At 60.7% G+C, this 16,798-nt stretch carries 13 protein-coding genes; 12 read left to right on the forward strand and 1 reads right to left on the reverse strand.

The features are described from left to right. The 3 genes from atpD to glmU all read left to right on the forward strand — a co-directional run. Positions 1–1,388 (forward strand): F0F1 ATP synthase subunit beta (gene atpD, locus WBP53_RS12575; protein ID WP_423929427.1); only part of this gene is annotated, 1,388 nt, incomplete at its 5' end. A gap of 134 nt (positions 1,389–1,522) precedes the next feature. Further along, positions 1,523–1,945, forward strand: coding sequence for a F0F1 ATP synthase subunit epsilon (locus WBP53_RS12580; protein WP_423929429.1), 423 nt, complete (start codon positions 1,523–1,525; stop codon positions 1,943–1,945). Between the two features lie 478 nt (positions 1,946–2,423). Next, complete coding sequence (glmU, locus tag WBP53_RS12585) at positions 2,424–3,788, forward strand: bifunctional UDP-N-acetylglucosamine diphosphorylase/glucosamine-1-phosphate N-acetyltransferase GlmU (protein WP_423929431.1); 1,365 nt, start codon at positions 2,424–2,426, stop codon at positions 3,786–3,788. A gap of 33 nt (positions 3,789–3,821) precedes the next feature. On the opposite strand, the gene WBP53_RS12590 is transcribed toward glmU, so the two are convergent. Next, positions 3,822–5,573: a hypothetical protein gene (locus WBP53_RS12590; RefSeq protein WP_423929433.1), complete on the reverse strand. Its 1,752-nt coding sequence runs from the start codon at positions 5,571–5,573 to the stop codon at positions 3,822–3,824. Positions 5,574–6,032: 459 nt separating this feature from the next. On the opposite strand from WBP53_RS12590, the gene tviB reads away from it, so the two are divergent. The 9 genes from tviB to WBP53_RS12635 form a co-directional block, all read left to right on the forward strand. Further along, the gene (gene tviB, locus WBP53_RS12595; RefSeq protein ID WP_423929435.1) at positions 6,033–7,325 is read left to right on the forward strand and encodes a Vi polysaccharide biosynthesis UDP-N-acetylglucosamine C-6 dehydrogenase TviB; all 1,293 of its coding nucleotides are present in this window, start codon (positions 6,033–6,035) and stop codon (positions 7,323–7,325) included. A 16-nt stretch (positions 7,326–7,341) separates the two neighbouring features. Continuing rightward, positions 7,342–8,349: an NAD-dependent epimerase gene (locus WBP53_RS12600; RefSeq protein WP_423929437.1), complete on the forward strand. Its 1,008-nt coding sequence runs from the start codon at positions 7,342–7,344 to the stop codon at positions 8,347–8,349. A gap of 68 nt (positions 8,350–8,417) precedes the next feature. After that, positions 8,418–9,038 (forward strand): XrtA/PEP-CTERM system exopolysaccharide export protein, encoded by a 621-nt coding sequence (locus WBP53_RS12605; RefSeq protein WP_423929439.1) that lies wholly within the window; start codon positions 8,418–8,420, stop codon positions 9,036–9,038. Positions 9,039–9,073: 35 nt separating this feature from the next. Next, positions 9,074–10,618: an XrtA system polysaccharide chain length determinant gene (locus tag WBP53_RS12610; protein ID WP_423929441.1), complete on the forward strand. Its 1,545-nt coding sequence runs from the start codon at positions 9,074–9,076 to the stop codon at positions 10,616–10,618. Continuing rightward, positions 10,615–11,394, forward strand: coding sequence for a CpsD/CapB family tyrosine-protein kinase (locus tag WBP53_RS12615; protein ID WP_423929443.1), 780 nt, complete (start codon positions 10,615–10,617; stop codon positions 11,392–11,394). The genes WBP53_RS12610 and WBP53_RS12615 overlap by 4 nt, the downstream gene beginning before the upstream one ends. Positions 11,395–11,418: 24 nt before the next feature. Then, on the forward strand, positions 11,419–12,720 hold the full coding sequence (locus WBP53_RS12620; protein ID WP_423929445.1) for a hypothetical protein: 1,302 nt from the start codon (positions 11,419–11,421) through the stop codon (positions 12,718–12,720). A gap of 35 nt (positions 12,721–12,755) precedes the next feature. Next, a complete protein-coding gene (galE, locus tag WBP53_RS12625) occupies positions 12,756–13,754 on the forward strand; it encodes a UDP-glucose 4-epimerase GalE (protein ID WP_423929447.1) in 999 nt (332 codons plus the stop codon). A 44-nt stretch (positions 13,755–13,798) separates the two neighbouring features. Further along, positions 13,799–15,499: a hypothetical protein gene (locus WBP53_RS12630; RefSeq protein ID WP_423929449.1), complete on the forward strand. Its 1,701-nt coding sequence runs from the start codon at positions 13,799–13,801 to the stop codon at positions 15,497–15,499. Positions 15,500–15,544: 45 nt separating this feature from the next. Beyond that, positions 15,545–16,798 (forward strand): hypothetical protein (locus tag WBP53_RS12635; protein WP_423929451.1); only part of this gene is annotated, 1,254 nt, incomplete at its 3' end.

The raw sequence follows: 16,798 nt of genomic DNA on the forward strand, positions 1-16,798 counted from the left end.
ACGAATTTCCGCGCGATTCCGAGCCCAAGATCTACGACGCCCTGACCATCGATGGCATGGCGATCACGCTCGAGGTACAGCAGCAGCTCGGTGACGGCGAAGTGCGCACGATTGCACTCGGATCGACCGACGGACTCAAGCGCGGCCTCATTGCGAACAATACCGGTGATGGCATCAAGGTCCCGGTCGGCAAGGAAACCCTTGGCCGCATCATGGACGTGCTCGGCAATCCAATCGACGAAGCCGGTCCAATCGGCGAGAAAGAGAAATGGGTCATCCATCGCGAGGCTCCGGCCTATGATGACCAGTCCTCGAGCGACGACCTGCTTGAAACCGGCATCAAGGTCATCGACCTGGTCTGCCCGTTCGCCAAGGGCGGCAAGGTTGGCCTGTTCGGCGGCGCCGGCGTCGGCAAGACGGTCAACATGCTCGAGCTGATCAACAACATCGCCACCCAGCACGCCGGTCTCTCGGTGTTCGCCGGTGTCGGTGAACGTACCCGCGAAGGCAACGACTTCTACCACGAGATGATTGAAGCCGGCGTCGTCAAGCTTGATGACATCCAGCAATCCAAGGTCGCCATGGTTTACGGCCAGATGAACGAGCCGCCGGGCAACCGCCTGCGCGTCGCCCTGACCGGTCTTACCATGGCCGAGTATTTCCGCGACGACATCGATCCGGAAACCGGCAAGGGCCGCGACATCCTGTTCTTCGTCGACAACATCTACCGCTACACGCTGGCCGGAACGGAAGTGTCCGCCCTGCTCGGCCGCATGCCGTCTGCCGTGGGCTACCAGCCGACCCTGGCCGATGAAATGGGCCGTCTGCAGGAGCGCATCACCTCGACCAAGACCGGTTCGATCACCTCGATCCAGGCCGTCTACGTGCCTGCCGATGACTACACCGATCCGTCGCCGGCGACCACGTTTGCCCATCTCGATTCGACCGTGGCTCTTTCACGTGACATCGCCAGCCTCGGCATCTACCCGGCGGTTGATCCGCTGGCGTCGACCAGCCGTCAGCTCGATCCACTGGTCATCGGCAACGAACACTACGACACCGCACGTCGCGTCCAGGGCACCCTGCAGCGCTACAAGGAACTGAAGGACATCATCGCCATCCTCGGCATGGACGAGCTCAGCGAAGACGACCGCAACACGGTGTACCGCGCTCGCAAGATCGAAAAGTTCTTCTCGCAGCCGTTCACGGTTGCTCAGGTCTTCACCGGCGCACCGGGCAAGTACGTCACGCTGAAGGAAACCATCCGCGGCTTCAAGATGATCTGCGACGGCGAATGCGATCAGCTGCCGGAACAGGCCTTCTACATGGTCGGCGGCATCGACGAAGCCTTTGCCAAGGCTGAAGAGATGGCGAAAAAAGCGGCATAAGCCGCTTTCGGGAATGGAGAATGGAGAATAGGGAATCGGTAGAGAGGACTTCGCGCCGTCTTTGCTGTTGCTCCTGATCATTCCCCACTCCCTATTCCCCATTCTCGTCGACCGAACTAAGTGAGAGAGACACCATGAGCACAATTCGCTGCGACATCGTCAGTGCCGAGAAGGAAATCTTCCATGGCAACGTCAGCATGGTCATTGCGACCGGCGAGATGGGCGAACTCGGTATCGCGCCGCGCCATGCGCCGCTGATCACTCGCCTCAAGCCCGGCCAGGTACGGCTGAAGCTGGAGAATGGCGATGAACAGTTCTTCTATGTGTCGGGCGGCATTCTCGAAGTGCAGCCCCAGGTCGTCACCGTTTTGGCCGACACGGCGGAACGTGCTGCGGATCTCGACGAAGCCGCTGCGCGCAAGGCAAAGGACGAAGCCGAACGTGCAATCGCCGATCGTACCGACGCCCTGGAGATCGCCGAGGCCCAGACTCAACTGGCCCAGGCGATGGCCCAGTTGCAGGCTCTCGAACATCTGCGCCGCAACCTCAAGCACTAAGAGCATCGTCGGCAGGATCTGATCCCGTCCGATTCTGCCAGCAGCACTATCAAGCCAAGGCCGTCTGCAACGACGACCTTGGCTTTTTCATTGGCTACCCCCTCTTCCGCCCCGGTTCCTGGGTCGTTGCGCTGCGCAGGTTGCGCTGAGCGAGCGCGATGCCCAACAGCCAGATGGCCTGGAGTTCCAATCGGCTGAGAATTCCCAAGTTGTTGGGGTTCGCTCACGCACACCACCAACCTGCCCTGCTTGTCCGCGTCATTCCCTGCCTCCCATTCCCCATTGACTCGGCGCATCCCGCGCCTCGCCCTTCGGGCTTGCTTCGCTGTTTGTTCCGACATCCAGTCTCCACAGTCCGGCTCTCCAGCCACCGCTCGTCGCGTGGGGCTGACCGCCGGGGGTGCGGTTCATTGCCAGTCCGTTTCCCATGACCGGTAATTCCGTTATGGTTCCGGGACTACCCTGGGGAGATATGCAGATGCCCGCCGCTTCTCTGCACGTTGTCATTCTTGCCGCTGGCGAAGGCAAGCGCATGAAGTCGTCTCGACCGAAAGTGCTGATGCCGCTGGCTGGCCGCTCCATGCTTGGACATGTGCTTGATGTCGCCCGTGCGCTGGATCCGGCGGCCATCCATATCGTCTATGGTCACGGCGGCGACCAGGTCCGCGCGGCATTCGCCGATCCGGATCTTTCCTGGGTCAAGCAAGCCGAACAGCGCGGCACCGGCCACGCCGTGAAACTGGCCATGACCGCAGTCCCCGATGACGCACGCGTGCTGGTCCTGTATGGCGATGTCCCCCTGATCGGGCGGGATACGCTTGAAGGCCTGCTGATGACGGCTGGTCCGCTGACAGCCCTGGTCACCCAGCTTGAAGTCCCCTACGGCTATGGCCGCGTGGTTCGCGATGGTATTGGTCGCGTACGTGCCATTGTTGAGGAAAAGGACTGCACAGTCGAGCAGCGCACGATCAACTGCGTCAACAGCGGCATCCTGGTTGCCGAGGCGCGCCGCCTTCGCGTCTGGATCAACAACCTCTCGGACGACAACGCACAGAACGAGTACTACCTGACCGACATCTACGCGCAGGCCGACGAGGAAGGTGAGCCGGCCGAAGCCAGCCTGTGCACGAATCCGCAGGAAGTGTTCGGCGCCAACGACCCATGGCAACTGGCCGCGCTGGAGCGACTGTACCAGCGCATGCGCGCGACCGAACTTGCCTCAGCCGGCGTCCGTTTTTCCGACCCCGTTCGCTTCGATTTGCGCGGCAAGGCCATTGTCGGCCGCGATGTGGAAATCGATGTCGACGTCATCCTCGAAGGCGAAGTTGAGCTCGGCGACGAAGTCTCGATTGGGCCCTTCACACGCATTTCAAATTCGCGTCTGGCAGCAGGTACGGTTGTCCATGCCCATTGCGACATCGAGGGTGTGGTCACCCACGGCCCCTGCGTGATCGGCCCGTTCGCACGCCTGCGCCCGGGAACCGAACTCGGCGCCGGATCACGCATCGGAAATTTCGTCGAAACCAAGAATACGCGTCTTGGCGCCGGTTCGAAGATCAATCACCTGAGCTATGTCGGCGACGCCGATGTGGGTAGTCAGGCCAACATCGGCGCGGGCACGATCACCTGCAACTATGATGGCGTGAACAAGCACCGCACGAGCATTGGTGATGGCGCCTTCATCGGCTCGAATTCATCACTGGTGGCGCCGGTGTCGATTGGTCGCAATGCAACCGTGGGTGCCGGATCGGTGATTACCCGTTCCGCACCCGAAGATCAGTTGACCATTGCGCGCACTCGCCAAAACACGGTACCGGGCTGGAGCCGCCCCAGAAAGACCTGATCAGGCATTGCTGCCATTGGCAGCGCCGCAGAATCAGTCGAAGCCGCTGGCGAACACTTCATCCGCGCTCGCCGTTGCGGCATTCATGGCCCAGCCCAAGCCACCCGATACCCGGTGCTCCCAGCCAAACTTGCGCCATGGCGACGTGCGATAGGCTGGCAATCCCGCACCAGGGCCACCCGGACGAATCCAGTAGTTGACGCCTTCGTCGTAGGTGAAATAGAGATCTTCAGCGGTATCCGCCAGACGTGGATCCGACTGCTGGGTCAGCTCGGCGAAATAGTTGGCCCATGCAAGTCCGGCAGCGACGTCCAGGGCGTGCTCGACATCCGAACTGCCCATCTGGCCATTGGCGCCGTTCGACAGCATGGCGTAGCGCGGCAGTGCCAGTGCACCTCCGAAGTTGTACATGTGATCGGTTGTATTGATCGTGGCGGCGCGCAGGAAATTTCCCATGCGCCGGATGAAATTGGCGATGGCCGGATCCTCGGAGGTGGAGTACGCGCGCAGCATCGCATCGACCACCAGTACGCTCATCCAGCCTGATGCACCGTAGGATCCGTTGGCCCAGTCACCATCATGTTGAGAGCCGAGATGGTAGAGACCGCCGTCAACATAGCCTGAGGGCTGCGGTATCTGCCCATTCGCGCCGTTCTGATGGGAGATCAGTCGCCCTACAAGCGTCGCCACGTTGTTGGCCTGGCTGCCGCCATTGAGCTCGTAGTCGACCTGGTAGGCCAGCAGCTTGAACGCGGCGTGGCGCTCGGTCCAGAAACCGGTACCGGGACTCCAGGCGTCATTGAAGCCACCTTGCGCACTGACAATCGCGGACAGGCGATCCAGCGCCGTGTCATCACCTGTCAGCCAGTAGCGATACGCCAGATTCTCGGCATAGACATATTTCGTATCGCCATTCTTGAATTCGAAATAGCCGCTGGAATTGACGTGGTCGGTGTAGAACTCCGAGGCGCGAACCGCCTCGCGCAACGCCTTGTAGAAGCCGCTGCGTTCATAGAGAACGAACATCGAGGCAGCTCTGTCGTACAGCCAGGGCTCGTACTCTGTCTTGTAGTGGCACTGGTTGCCCACGGTGACACTCGCGTCATCCTCGTTGATCGAGCTGTAGAAATTGTTCTTGATCGCGCGGTCCGCTTCCCGGTATTCCGGCCAGTGGGAGATTCCGGAGTTGGTGGTCGGATTGTCCCTGGCTTCGGTGTTGCTGTCGTCGAAAGCCTGGCTGCGAACACCCTTCAGCGCTCCCTGACTCAACCAGGCCTTGGGAAGGACAGCATAGACATCGGGCTCCTGCACGTTGTCAGAGGATACAAAGCTGCCACTGGTGACGGTGTGCCAGCCATTGCGCGCAGATACGAGGCTGGCTACGTTCTGCTGACGTGGCGTACCACCCCAGCTCAAGGTGATCGATTCGGGCGATGTCGATGCGAATGCATACTGGATCTGAATGCGCGCAACGCGCACCGAGGCACCATCGAGCGCCGCGTTGCCACGATGCCTCCAAGGCGTCATCTGGCTCACGTGCGCCGGAATTTCCTGTCCGCCCTTGAGCACGCGCAGCGTCTCCAGGCCGGCCACCGAGAGCGACCCGCGCGGAAATGGCACGCCGAAAGTGACCAGTCGATTGCTGCCCGGAGTGACGACCTCGGTCGGCACCAGCTGTACCGGGAGGCTGCCGTTGGGGACGGCGGGGGCAATGAACGGTTCAACCGCAAGCGCGCAACTGGCGCTGACTGCGATCAATCCGGCAACAAGACGAGCAAACAACACAAGCACACTCCGACCATCAGGGGGGACGCATCATGTGGCCAGCAGAAAGGCAATATATTGAATCTGATCACATACTTGCATGACTGTTCAGGGGCCGGACAGAAACCTGTGGAGCAGATCTCAACCTGAAACGCCGTCCCGGCGGGCGATTTCCGCAGAAGCCATCCAGGATCGCCGAAGTATCCAAGTTCAGGATCCGCCAGCCAGCGGAATGCGCGGGCCACCATACGCGCTGCTTTTGTCCTGCCCGAGAGTCGACGCGCCGACGGCTGGCCGGGCCCCTGACCGGCGACCCGCGACTGGGTACCGGCGGTTCCCGATTTCAACGCAATTCGGCCCGAACTGCCACTTCAGCAACTCAGTGGGACCAAGCCCTTCTCGCCGAACGAAAACCCCGCCTCGACCGGCAAGGCCCGACAGGCTGCTAAACTTCGCGGCTGGCTCTGATGGATGTGCCCTATGACTCCTGCCGCACTGCCCCGCGAAGAACAAACCCGACTGGCGATCATCGGCCTGGGATACGTGGGCCTGCCGCTCGCAGTCGGCTTTGGCAGGAAGCTGGCCACGCTGGGGTTCGACATCAACTCCCATCGGATTTCGGAGCTGCAGGCGCATCGTGACCACACCCTGGAGGTCACATCGGACGAATTGAAGGCAACCCCGCAACTGGGTTTCACCGCCGATCCGAACGACCTCCGATCCTGCAATGTATTCATCGTCACGGTGCCGACCCCCATCGACGATGCCAAGCGGCCTGATCTCGGGCCGCTGGAAAGCGCCAGCCGCATGGTCGGACAAGCCATCCAGCGCGGTGCCGTGGTCATCTTCGAGTCAACCGTCTACCCCGGCGCGACAGAAGAAGTGTGCGTTCCAATCATCGAGCGCGAATCGGGCCTGCGCTTCAACCATGATTTCTATGCCGGCTACAGCCCGGAACGAATCAATCCGGGTGACAAGGAGCATCGACTCGAATCGATCATGAAGGTCACTTCGGGCTCCACCCCCGAGGCTGCCGATTTCGTTGATTCGCTATACCGGCAAATCATCACGGCCGGCACGCACAAGGCTTCGAGCATGCGCGTCGCCGAGGCCGCCAAGGTCATCGAAAACACCCAGCGCGATCTCAACATCGCCCTGATCAATGAACTGGCCCTTATTTTCGACCGCCTGGGCATCGATACCAGCGAAGTGCTGGCAGCCGCAGGAACCAAGTGGAACTTCCTGCCATTCCGGCCAGGCCTTGTCGGCGGCCATTGCATCGGCGTCGACCCGTACTATCTGACCCACAAGGCTCAGCAGATCGGCTATCACCCGGAAGTCATCCTGTCCGGGCGCCGCATCAACGATGGCATGGGCAGCCATATCGCGCAGCGTGTCATCAAGCACATGATCCAGCGTCGCCTGCACGTGGCCAATGCCAACGTGCTCGTGCTCGGCCTGGCGTTCAAGGAAAACTGCCCGGACCTGCGCAATACACGCGTCGTCGATGTGGTCAGCGAGTTCCGCAAGTTCCACGCAAGCGTGGATGTCCATGATCCCTGGGTCAATCAGGCAGACGCCCGGCATGAATATGGCCTTGAGCTCGTTGGCGAACTCGAAAACGGGAAGTACGACGCCATCGTGCTGGCGGTCGCACATCGCCAGTTCGTGGAAATGGGTGCCGAGAAAATCCGCGCGTTGGGCAAGCCTGGCTGCGTCCTGTTCGACGTCAAGCAGGTCCTGCCGCGCGAAGCGGTAGATGACCGCCTCTAATTTCAGGAAGCTTCCCATGCGCGTACTCGTCACCGGAGCGGCAGGATTCATCGGTTCAACCTTGAGCCATCGCCTGCTTGCGCGCGGCGACGAGGTCCTCGGCTTCGACAACATCAATGACTACTACGACCCGAAGCTCAAGGAAGATCGTCTCGCGAAGCTGACACCACAAGCGGGATTCCAGTTCGTGAAGGCTTCGCTGGAAGACCGCGCTGCCGTGGATGGCGCCTTCGCAAGCTTTCGCCCGCAACGCGTCGTCAATCTTGCCGCCCAGGCCGGCGTACGCTATTCACTGGAAAATCCACGCGCCTATATCGACAGCAATATCGTCGGCTTCACGCACATCCTCGAAGCGTGCCGACACGGCGGAGTCGAACACCTCGTCTATGCGTCATCAAGTTCCGTCTACGGTGCCAATCGCAAACTGCCCTTTTCCGTTCGCGATCCAGTCGATCATCCGGTCAGCCTGTATGCGGCAACCAAGAAGGCCAACGAATTGATGGCGCACACCTACAGCCACCTGTTCGGATTGCCGACCACGGGGCTGCGCTTCTTCACCGTTTACGGCCCGTGGGGTCGACCGGACATGGCCCTGTTCCTGTTTACCCGCAAGATTCTCGCCGGCGAGCCCATCGATGTTTTCAATCATGGCAAGCACACACGCGATTTCACCTACGTCGACGATATCGTCGAAGGTGTCATGCGCACGCTCGATCGCACTCCCGTCGCCGATCCCGACTTCGATCCATTGCTGCCGACGCCGGCTTCATCCAGTGCGCCGTATCGGCTGTACAACATCGGAAACAACCAGCCCGTCGAGTTGTCCCATTACATTGAAGTCATCGAGAACTGCATCGGTCGCAAGGCGCAGAAAAACCTGCTCCCGTTGCAGCCGGGCGACGTCCCGGACACCTACGCCGACGTCACCGAATTGAGCCGGGATACCGGCTATGCGCCAACGACAACCGTCGAGCAAGGTGTAGCTCGCTTTGTGGACTGGTATCGCAGCTATTACAACGTCTGAACCGGCCGGAATGACCTCAAAGTGTGATACGTTTCACACCCCAGACTGAAGTGTACAAGGGGACTCCGATGAACCACCTGCGCCTGTTGGCAACGATTGCGATTTTCGTGCTGCTGGCCGCCTGCGCCAGCGGGCCGCGCCCGGGATCCGCCCCCACGATCAATCCGACCGAACAAGCCGTCAAGGCCTACCGGATTGGTGTCGACGATGTCATTCGCGTGTCGGTATGGCAAAACCCCGATCTGGACGTGACCGTGCCGGTTCGGCCTGACGGCATGATCTCGGTACCACTGGTCGGCGACGTGACCGCCGGCGGTCGCACGCCCGAGGAAGTTTCGGCCGAGATCAAGTCCAGGCTGGAAGCATACGTGCGCAACCCGCAAGTCACGGTGATCGTGGACGAGCTGCGCAGCCACGAATACCTTGCCCGTGTTCGCGTTACCGGCGCCGTTCGCACGCCGATTTCGGTTCCCTATCGGCAGGGCATGACCGTACTTGATGCCGTGCTCGCCGCAGGCGGCACCAATGAATTCGCCGCAGCCGATCGCACCGAGCTTTACCGAAAGGATGGCGACTCGACTCGCGCCTATCCGGTTCGACTCGACCGGATCCTGCAAAAAGGCGACCTCGAAACGAACTATCCGGTTCAACCGGGCGATGTGATCACGGTTCCCGAACGGACGTTCTAGATGACTGACGGAAATTCGCAGGGAAGAGTGCGATCGTGAATACGGAAATGGCACCTATTGCCGAAATGCTGCCGGTTTTCGCACGCGAAACCCGGCGCTACAGCGTGACCCTGGCAGTTCTCTTCGCCCTGATCGCCATGATCGGGCTCGCGGTCGGCATTTTCTGGCCGCGGACGTACGTAGCATCAACCACGATTCTTGCTTCAAGCAGCGACATCATCCAGCCCTTGCTCGAAGGTCGCGCGGTCGCAACTGAAGTAGCCGATCGCGCAGGCATGGCACGCCAGGTTATTTTCAGCCGCAAGATTCTCGAGGACGCGCTGGAGCATGGCGGCTGGCTTGCCGAGAGGCCTTCCGCGATCATGCGCGACAGGCTGATGGAGCAGATCAGGGGTCGAACCAGCATCACCAGCCCGCGTCCCGACATGATCGAGATCAGCTACCGGGATTCAGACCCGCAACGGACCTTCGACCTGACGCAGTTGTTCGCGACCAGGTTCATTGAAGAAAGCAAGGCGACAAAGGAACGCGAGAGTCGCGAAGCATTCGAGTTCATCGACAGTCAGGTCAAGGATTATCACGCCAAGCTGACCAGTGCCGAAGATGGCCTGCTCAAATATCGGTCCGAGCACGCCGATGCGCAGCCCGGAAGTGCAACCGACGCCAACGCACGCATCGGCGCGTTGCGCACCCAGGTCGAACAGGCACGCATGAACCTGATGGAGCAGCAGTCGAGGGAGTCTGCACTGGTTGCTCAGTTGTCCGGGGAATCCGAGGTCACGGCCGTGCAGACGCGCTCTGGCCTGTACCGCGCGCAGCTCATCGAGCTTCAGTCCCAGCTCGACCGTTTGTTGCTGACCTATACCGAGCAGTATCCGGACGTCGTTCGCGCGCGCATGCAGATGAAGGATATCCAGCGCCAACTCGAGGAAGAAGACAGGCGTCGTGCTTCCGGCAGCAACTCGGGCCAGAGCCCGTTCGACAATGCCCAGTTCAACCCCCTCTACCAGGAACTCAAGCAACGCCTGGCCGAGCTGCGTCGAGAAATTGCCGCCAACCGATCAAGAATGAGTACGAGCGAATCCATGCTCAACGCAGAACTTGATCGCAGCCGCCGAATCGCTGCGTCGGAAGGGGCGCTTGCAGAGCTGACGCGCGACTACGAAGTCAATCGCGACATCTATCAGGACTTGCTGCGACGGCGAGAGAACGCGCGAGTCTCGATGGTCATGGACCAGGAGCAACGCGGCCTGACATTTCGCATTCAGGATCCCGCGATCCTGCCCCTGCGTCCATCCGGATTGCGCCTGACCCACTTCGCGGCAGCCGGGCTCGGCCTGGCCGTGCTGATACCGTTCGGATTGCTGTTCGCGCTGATCCGCTTTGATCCGCGGGTACGCTCCGCCAGGCAACTGGAGCGGGCCACCGGGCTGGTCGTGCTGGCTACGGTGCCCGTCTATGCCACCAGCCGCGAGCGCCTGCGCAACCGGGGTCGCGGACTGTTTGCATTCCTGATGGTGGCGGGCGTCATGGCGGCGTTCTTCTTTACCTACTGGATACGGCAGTACTCGGGCTCATGAGCAATTCGCCACACGACAATTCGATGCCTGATCACGTCGGCAAGGCACTTGGTGCTGCCGCCGGTGACATGGCGCGACGCGCCGGTGCCACGCGCTCGATTGCGCGCATCATCGAACCCAACGCACTGACGCCGGTTGCACTCGAAGAGCGTCGCCTTATCCATCGCGAAGAATCGGTTCGCCGGCAAGCCGATGCCTTTCGTGAAATCCGCACGCGCTTGCTGGCACTCGGCGGCGAGCATAATTTCGTGACCATGGTTGCACCGATCAGCCCGCGTTCCGGCGGCAGTTTCGTCGCCCGCAACCTGGCTGCGGCGTTCGCATTCGATGAAGCAAAGACCGCACTGCTGGTGGATTGCAACCTGCGGCATCCATCGCAGCACACGGAATTGCGGGTTGATCCGGTCAACGGTGGCCTGATCGACTATCTCGATCACCCATCGCTCGGTGTCGAAAAGATCCTGTACCACACCGGCATTCCGCGCCTGCGTCTGATTCCTTGTGGTCGCCAGCGTGAAATGGGAGGCGAGTATTTTTCATCGTTCCGCATGCGCGCCATGCTCGATTCGCTGCGCAGCCGATATGCGGACCGTTACCTGTTCCTGGACGGCCCTGCCGTCAAGGGGTCGCCGGACGCGCGCATCCTGGCTGATCTGGTCGATTTCGTCGTCCTTGTCGCTGGCAGCGGTCGCGACACGCCCGCATCCATCCAGAAAGTCATGGCCAACTTCGACTCCACCAAACTTGCAGGAATCGTCCTCAACGAACTGCCTTGAGCGCCCATTACTGAGGAGTACGACATGCAGCCGTCCATCCGAATCCTCGCCGCATCCATCCTGCTGGCCTTGCCCTGCAGCGCCTCCGCTGTCCGCATCAACTACTCGGCCGAACTTGGCTTGCTGTACAGCGACAACATCACGCTCAGCGCGACTGATCCGGTCAGCGAAAACGTACTCATCCCGCGACTCAATTTCGAGATCAGTGAGGAAGGCTCTGCGGTGCAGGCTCTGGTCAGCGGCACGGTCGAGTATCGCGACTATCTGGGCAACGAATTCGGCAGTGAATTTCGCGGCACCCTGGACGGCACCGTCAACTGGGTCCTGTTGCCGGAACGGCTGGCCTGGGATTTCACCGACAATCTTGGCCTCTACCCGGTCAGTCTCCGCGCACCCGACGTCCCCGAAAACCTGCAACAGACCAATGTGTTCTCCACGGGTCCGAAGCTGCGGTTTCGCATCAGCCCTACCATGCAGGGCCAGGCAGAGTTGCGCTACGTAGACAGCCGGGCCGAGGAAACCGAAGCATTTGATTCACAGCGCGTGGTCGGTGCCTTGCGCGGCATCTACGAGCTGAGCCCGACTCGCAGGATCAGCGCCAACCTGGTTGCGCAGGATGTCGATTTTGCGGAAGACCTGCTGGCGAATGACTTCAAGGGCTATTCGATTTTCGCCGGCTATGTGGAAAACCTCTCCCAGATCGATCTCGACTTCGCACTTGGCTATACGCATCTGAACTTTGATCGCGGAGACAACGCCTCGGGTCCGCTGGTGCGTGCCGGTGTTGACTGGCGCGCGACGGGCAGCAGCACTTTCAGCTTCGACGCTGCCTGGGAATACACCGATGCTGCAAGCAGCCTCGCCGAGGGCGGCGGATCGGAGTTCGATGCTGGCCTGGGCGGCGTGGGTATCCTTGGCGCGGAAGCTATCACGCCCGACGTCTACCGCGAGCAACGTCTGGAAGGCGGCTATCACTTCGTCTCCACTCGGCTGAGTGTCGACGCGCTTGCGCGCTATGCCACCTATCGCTATGAAGAATTGACCGGGCTGCCGAGCAATCGCGATGAAACCGGCTTGGGCTTCAACCTGGGCTACCTGCTGCGGCCTCGCCTGACGCTCGGTCTTGTTGCCGAAGCGAACTACAGGGATTTCACCGTCACCAACACCAGCGAACGAGACTATCGGTTCGGCACCTATCTGGTACAACAGATGGGTCAGCACTGGAGCTGGCGCGCCGACCTGGCACGTTACGAACGCCATGGCGATGGTGACATCGAGTCTTTCGACGAGAACTCGTTCTACTTCCGACTCATCTACACGCGTTGAGCTGACCGATCCCGATGACGATTCAAGACAAGAACATGCGGAAGCCCGTTCTGGTGACTGGCGGCGCCGGCTACATCGGCAGCCATGTCGTGCGCCAACTGGTCGAGCGCGGCGAACCGGTCATCGTGCTGGACAATCTCAGCAGCGGTTTTCGTGAAGCGGTGCTGGGCGTCGAACTGATCGAAGGCAACGTTGGCAACGCCGAACTTGTGCAATCGATCCTGCACGAAAACGCCATTGATACGGTACTGCATTTCGCCGCGCATACCATCGTTCCGGAATCGGTCCGCGATCCATTGAAGTACTACGGCAACAATACCTGCGCGACACGATCGCTGCTGGAAGCGTGTTCCCGTGCGGGCGTTCGAAAGTTCGTGTTCTCTTCGACGGCCGCGGTCTATGGCATGCCGGAATCAGGCGAAGCGAGCGAGGCCACCGCGACGTCCCCGATCAATCCCTATGGCATGTCCAAGCTCATGAGCGAGAACATGCTGCGGGACCTGTCTGCCGCAAGTTCACTACGTCACGTGATCCTGCGCTATTTCAACGTTGCCGGGTGCGACCCTGGCGGGCGCATCGGCCAGTCGACACGAAACGCGACCCTGCTGATCAAGGTTGCCTGTGAACATGCAGTGGGCAAGCGCGACAGCCTGTCGGTATTCGGCACCGACTACGATACGGCGGATGGCACCTGCATCCGTGACTACATCCATGTCGACGATCTTGCAGCAGCGCATCTGCAGGCGCTCGACTATCTTGCCGGCGGCGGTGATTCGGCAACGTTGAACTGCGGCTACGGCCATGGCTACAGCGTTCGCGAAGTCATTGACGCAGTGCAACGCGTCAGCGGCAAGCCCCTGCAAGTGAGCTACGAGCCGCGACGGGCGGGCGACCCGCCCGCCTTGATCGCACGCAGCGAGAAGCTGAAGTCCCTTCTCGGCTGGCAGCCGCGCCATGATGATCTGGATTTCATTGTGCGTACTGCACTCGAGTGGGAATACACCCTGCTCGGAAAGCAGGAAGCCGCTGGTTGACTCCAGCATGGAGCGCCCGCGTTCCGATCACACAAGGTATAGCCATGACCAGCAAGAGCTGGACGAAGACATCTCTCGCCATTGCCGCCCTGCTGCTTGCAGCCAGCACCATGTCGGTTCGTGCGGAGCTGAAAACGGATACGTCCTTCATCGATCAGAAGTCGGCCTCGTACAAGCGCTTCAAGTCCTGGGTCGATGCCGCTGCTGGCGGACGGCCCGGATACGAGTTTTCTGCTGTCGATGCGGCCCTGATGTTCAGCCTGACCGGCAAGGAAAAGTATTGCGAACTGGCCGTGCAGATGGTCCAGTCCCAGGTCGAAGAGGCCAACAAGCAGATTGCCGCAGGCGAGCGCCCAAGAGTTGCCGGCGATTCCTATCTGGAAGCCGGCCCGATGATCAGTGCCCTCGCCCAGACCCTGGAAACCTGCAAGGCCGATATCAGCGACGCACAACGCACGCTCTGGTCAGCTTATGCCGAACAGACGATCAGCAACATATGGAACCCGAACTCAGCCCAATGGGGTGGCAAGCCGTTCACCTGGTCGGGCTGGTCAGTCAACAATCCCGGCAACAACTACTATTACAGTTTTGTCGAAGCAACCATGTCCTGGGCGCTGGTCAGCAACAATGAACGCTGGCTTGCGCTGCTTCGCGAGGACAAGTTGCCCGCACTGCAGACTTACTTCAGCGCACTGCCGGGTGGTGGAAGCCGCGAAGGCACCGGCTATGGCGCCGCCCACATGCGCCTGTTCGCGATTTACCGCCTCTGGAAGGATTCGACCGGTGAGGACCTGGCCAACGCCAACTCACACGCCCGCGACAGCATCCCGTTCTGGGTGCATGCAACCATGCCAACGCTCGACCGGTTCGCGCCTATCGGAGACCAGTCGCGCGTATCGGTGCCGGAGTTGTACGACTACCACCGGCGACTCGTGCTTGAGGCGCGTATCCTGAGCACCGATGAAGCAAGCCAGGACATGGCCTCGTGGTGGCTCAACAATATTTCCGCCAGGGAAATGTCGCATGGCTTCAATGCACGTCACGACTTGTTGCCAACCGGCGATGCCGATACACCGCCAACGGAAACGGTTTACGTAGCCGAGGGCACCGGGCATGTGTTTGCCCGCACCGGCTGGGACAAGAAGGCAATGTGGCTGGGCTTCAACGCCGGCCCCTATGTCGAGAGCCATGCTCACCAGGATCAGGGGGCGTTCACGCTTTTTGCGGACGACTGGCTTGCAGTCAGCGAGAACATCTGGAGCCACAGTGGTATCCAGCAAGGCACCGAAGTGCAGAACGTCGTGCGCTTCGAGCGCAGTGGCTCAATCATTCGGCAGCGCGAGCCATCCACCTCGTCGATGGAGGTGACAGCAATCGATCAGGCCACAGGCAGCGTCTCGATAGACGCAGACCTCAGCAAGGCTTACGGAGCTGGCGCAGGCGTCGAGTCGTGGCAACGCAAGATCCGCTTTGGCGGACGGAAGCTGACCGTGAGTGACCAGTATTCGATCGCGCCAGGTGTCCAGGCCGTGTTCCAGATCAACGTACCGACCAAACCCAAAGTGGATGGTCGCACTGCCGAGGCTGGAGACTTGCACGTCCGCATCCTGTCTCCCGAGGATGCCGTCCTCGATGTCCTCGAGTGGTCTACCCTCGACCAGCAGGAGTTCCGCTCCGGCTGGCGAATTGATGTGCGCGGATCGGGCGATGCGTTTGTTGTAGAGCTGTCTGACGAAAATCCTTGAACCCGGGTCACGTTTGCCCGGCATCCAGAAAATGAGCAATCTTCCATGATCAATCAGGTCTCCCGTTCAAAGGGCGCATGGATTGCCGGGTTGTTGCTGGCGATCCTTGCCCACCCCTTCGCAACTGCCGATGATTTACGCCAGGGCAAAGATCAACTGAACCGAATCGTGCTGCACGCACAAGAGCACGCAAGCGGCGAAATCGCCGTCACCTTCGGCATTCCGTTCGCGCCAGGACAACTGGCCGATGCGGAGCAGTTGCGCATTCTCGATGAAGACGGCAAGGAAGTTCCGGCACATGTCGATGTGACCCTGCGCTGGCACTCAAGGGACGACAGCATCCGAGCCGTACGCGTGCAGTTGCGCACAACGATGAAGTCCGCCACGAGGCAGCTACGCTTCACGACCCATGCAAGGCGCACGGAGAATGTTGATGGCTGGCCGTATCCCGAAGGACTCATCGACGCGGCGAATCATCTGCGCATGCCTGCGGTGCTGGCCACCCTGGATGCCAAATGGCTGAGTCAGTCCCTGCTGGCCGGCCCACAGGTTCCGTTGAGTGCAGGTAACGCCTACGACACCTACCTCAAGACCCAGTACGGTTGGGCCGCGCCCTTGCCGGCATCGGATTCGACGGCATGGTTGTTCGATCGACCGAGTACGCTGTTCAAGCTGTACATTCGCAGTGGAGACGTTTCGCATCTGCGCAGCGCAGTCGAGAGCTACCGCTTCTACATGAGCCACCTCAAGCGCAGCGGCGAATGCGCGGGTGGCTGGGAGTTCGGTCGGGCCAAGGCCTGCGATGCCAAATACGTCTACGTCGAGCCTGCATTGCTCGCAGTAGGCCTGACCGGAGATGACAGTCTCTACACGCCGGACCTGATCAAGCAGATGATGACGCTCTGGGACAAGGGAGGATGGAGCGGTATCGGTGGCGCCTACCGGAGTCCGGAGCAGAATTTCACCGAGCGCCACATCGGGCTTGGCCTGATCGAGACGGTATCAGCCTTCGAGTTGACCGGTGACCCTGCCGATCGCAAACGCATCGATGATCGCCTGGGCTGGCTCTCCGAGCATCAGGACAACAACCCGGACCTGCTCGGCAAGGATGGTTCCTGGCGACACAGCTGGCAGCGCCACGAAGGCGAAACTCATGACGCCGGCACCGATGTCAGGGGTGCTTCGCCCTGGATGAGTGAAAACATCATCGATGGCCTCTGGCATGCCTGGCTGGTTACGGCGGATCCCCGCATACCCGGGATGATCACCTCCTTCGGGCGCTACCTGGAGGAACATGGC

The organism is Dokdonella sp., assembly GCF_049593775.1.
GTDB lineage: Bacteria > Pseudomonadota > Gammaproteobacteria > Xanthomonadales > Rhodanobacteraceae > Dokdonella.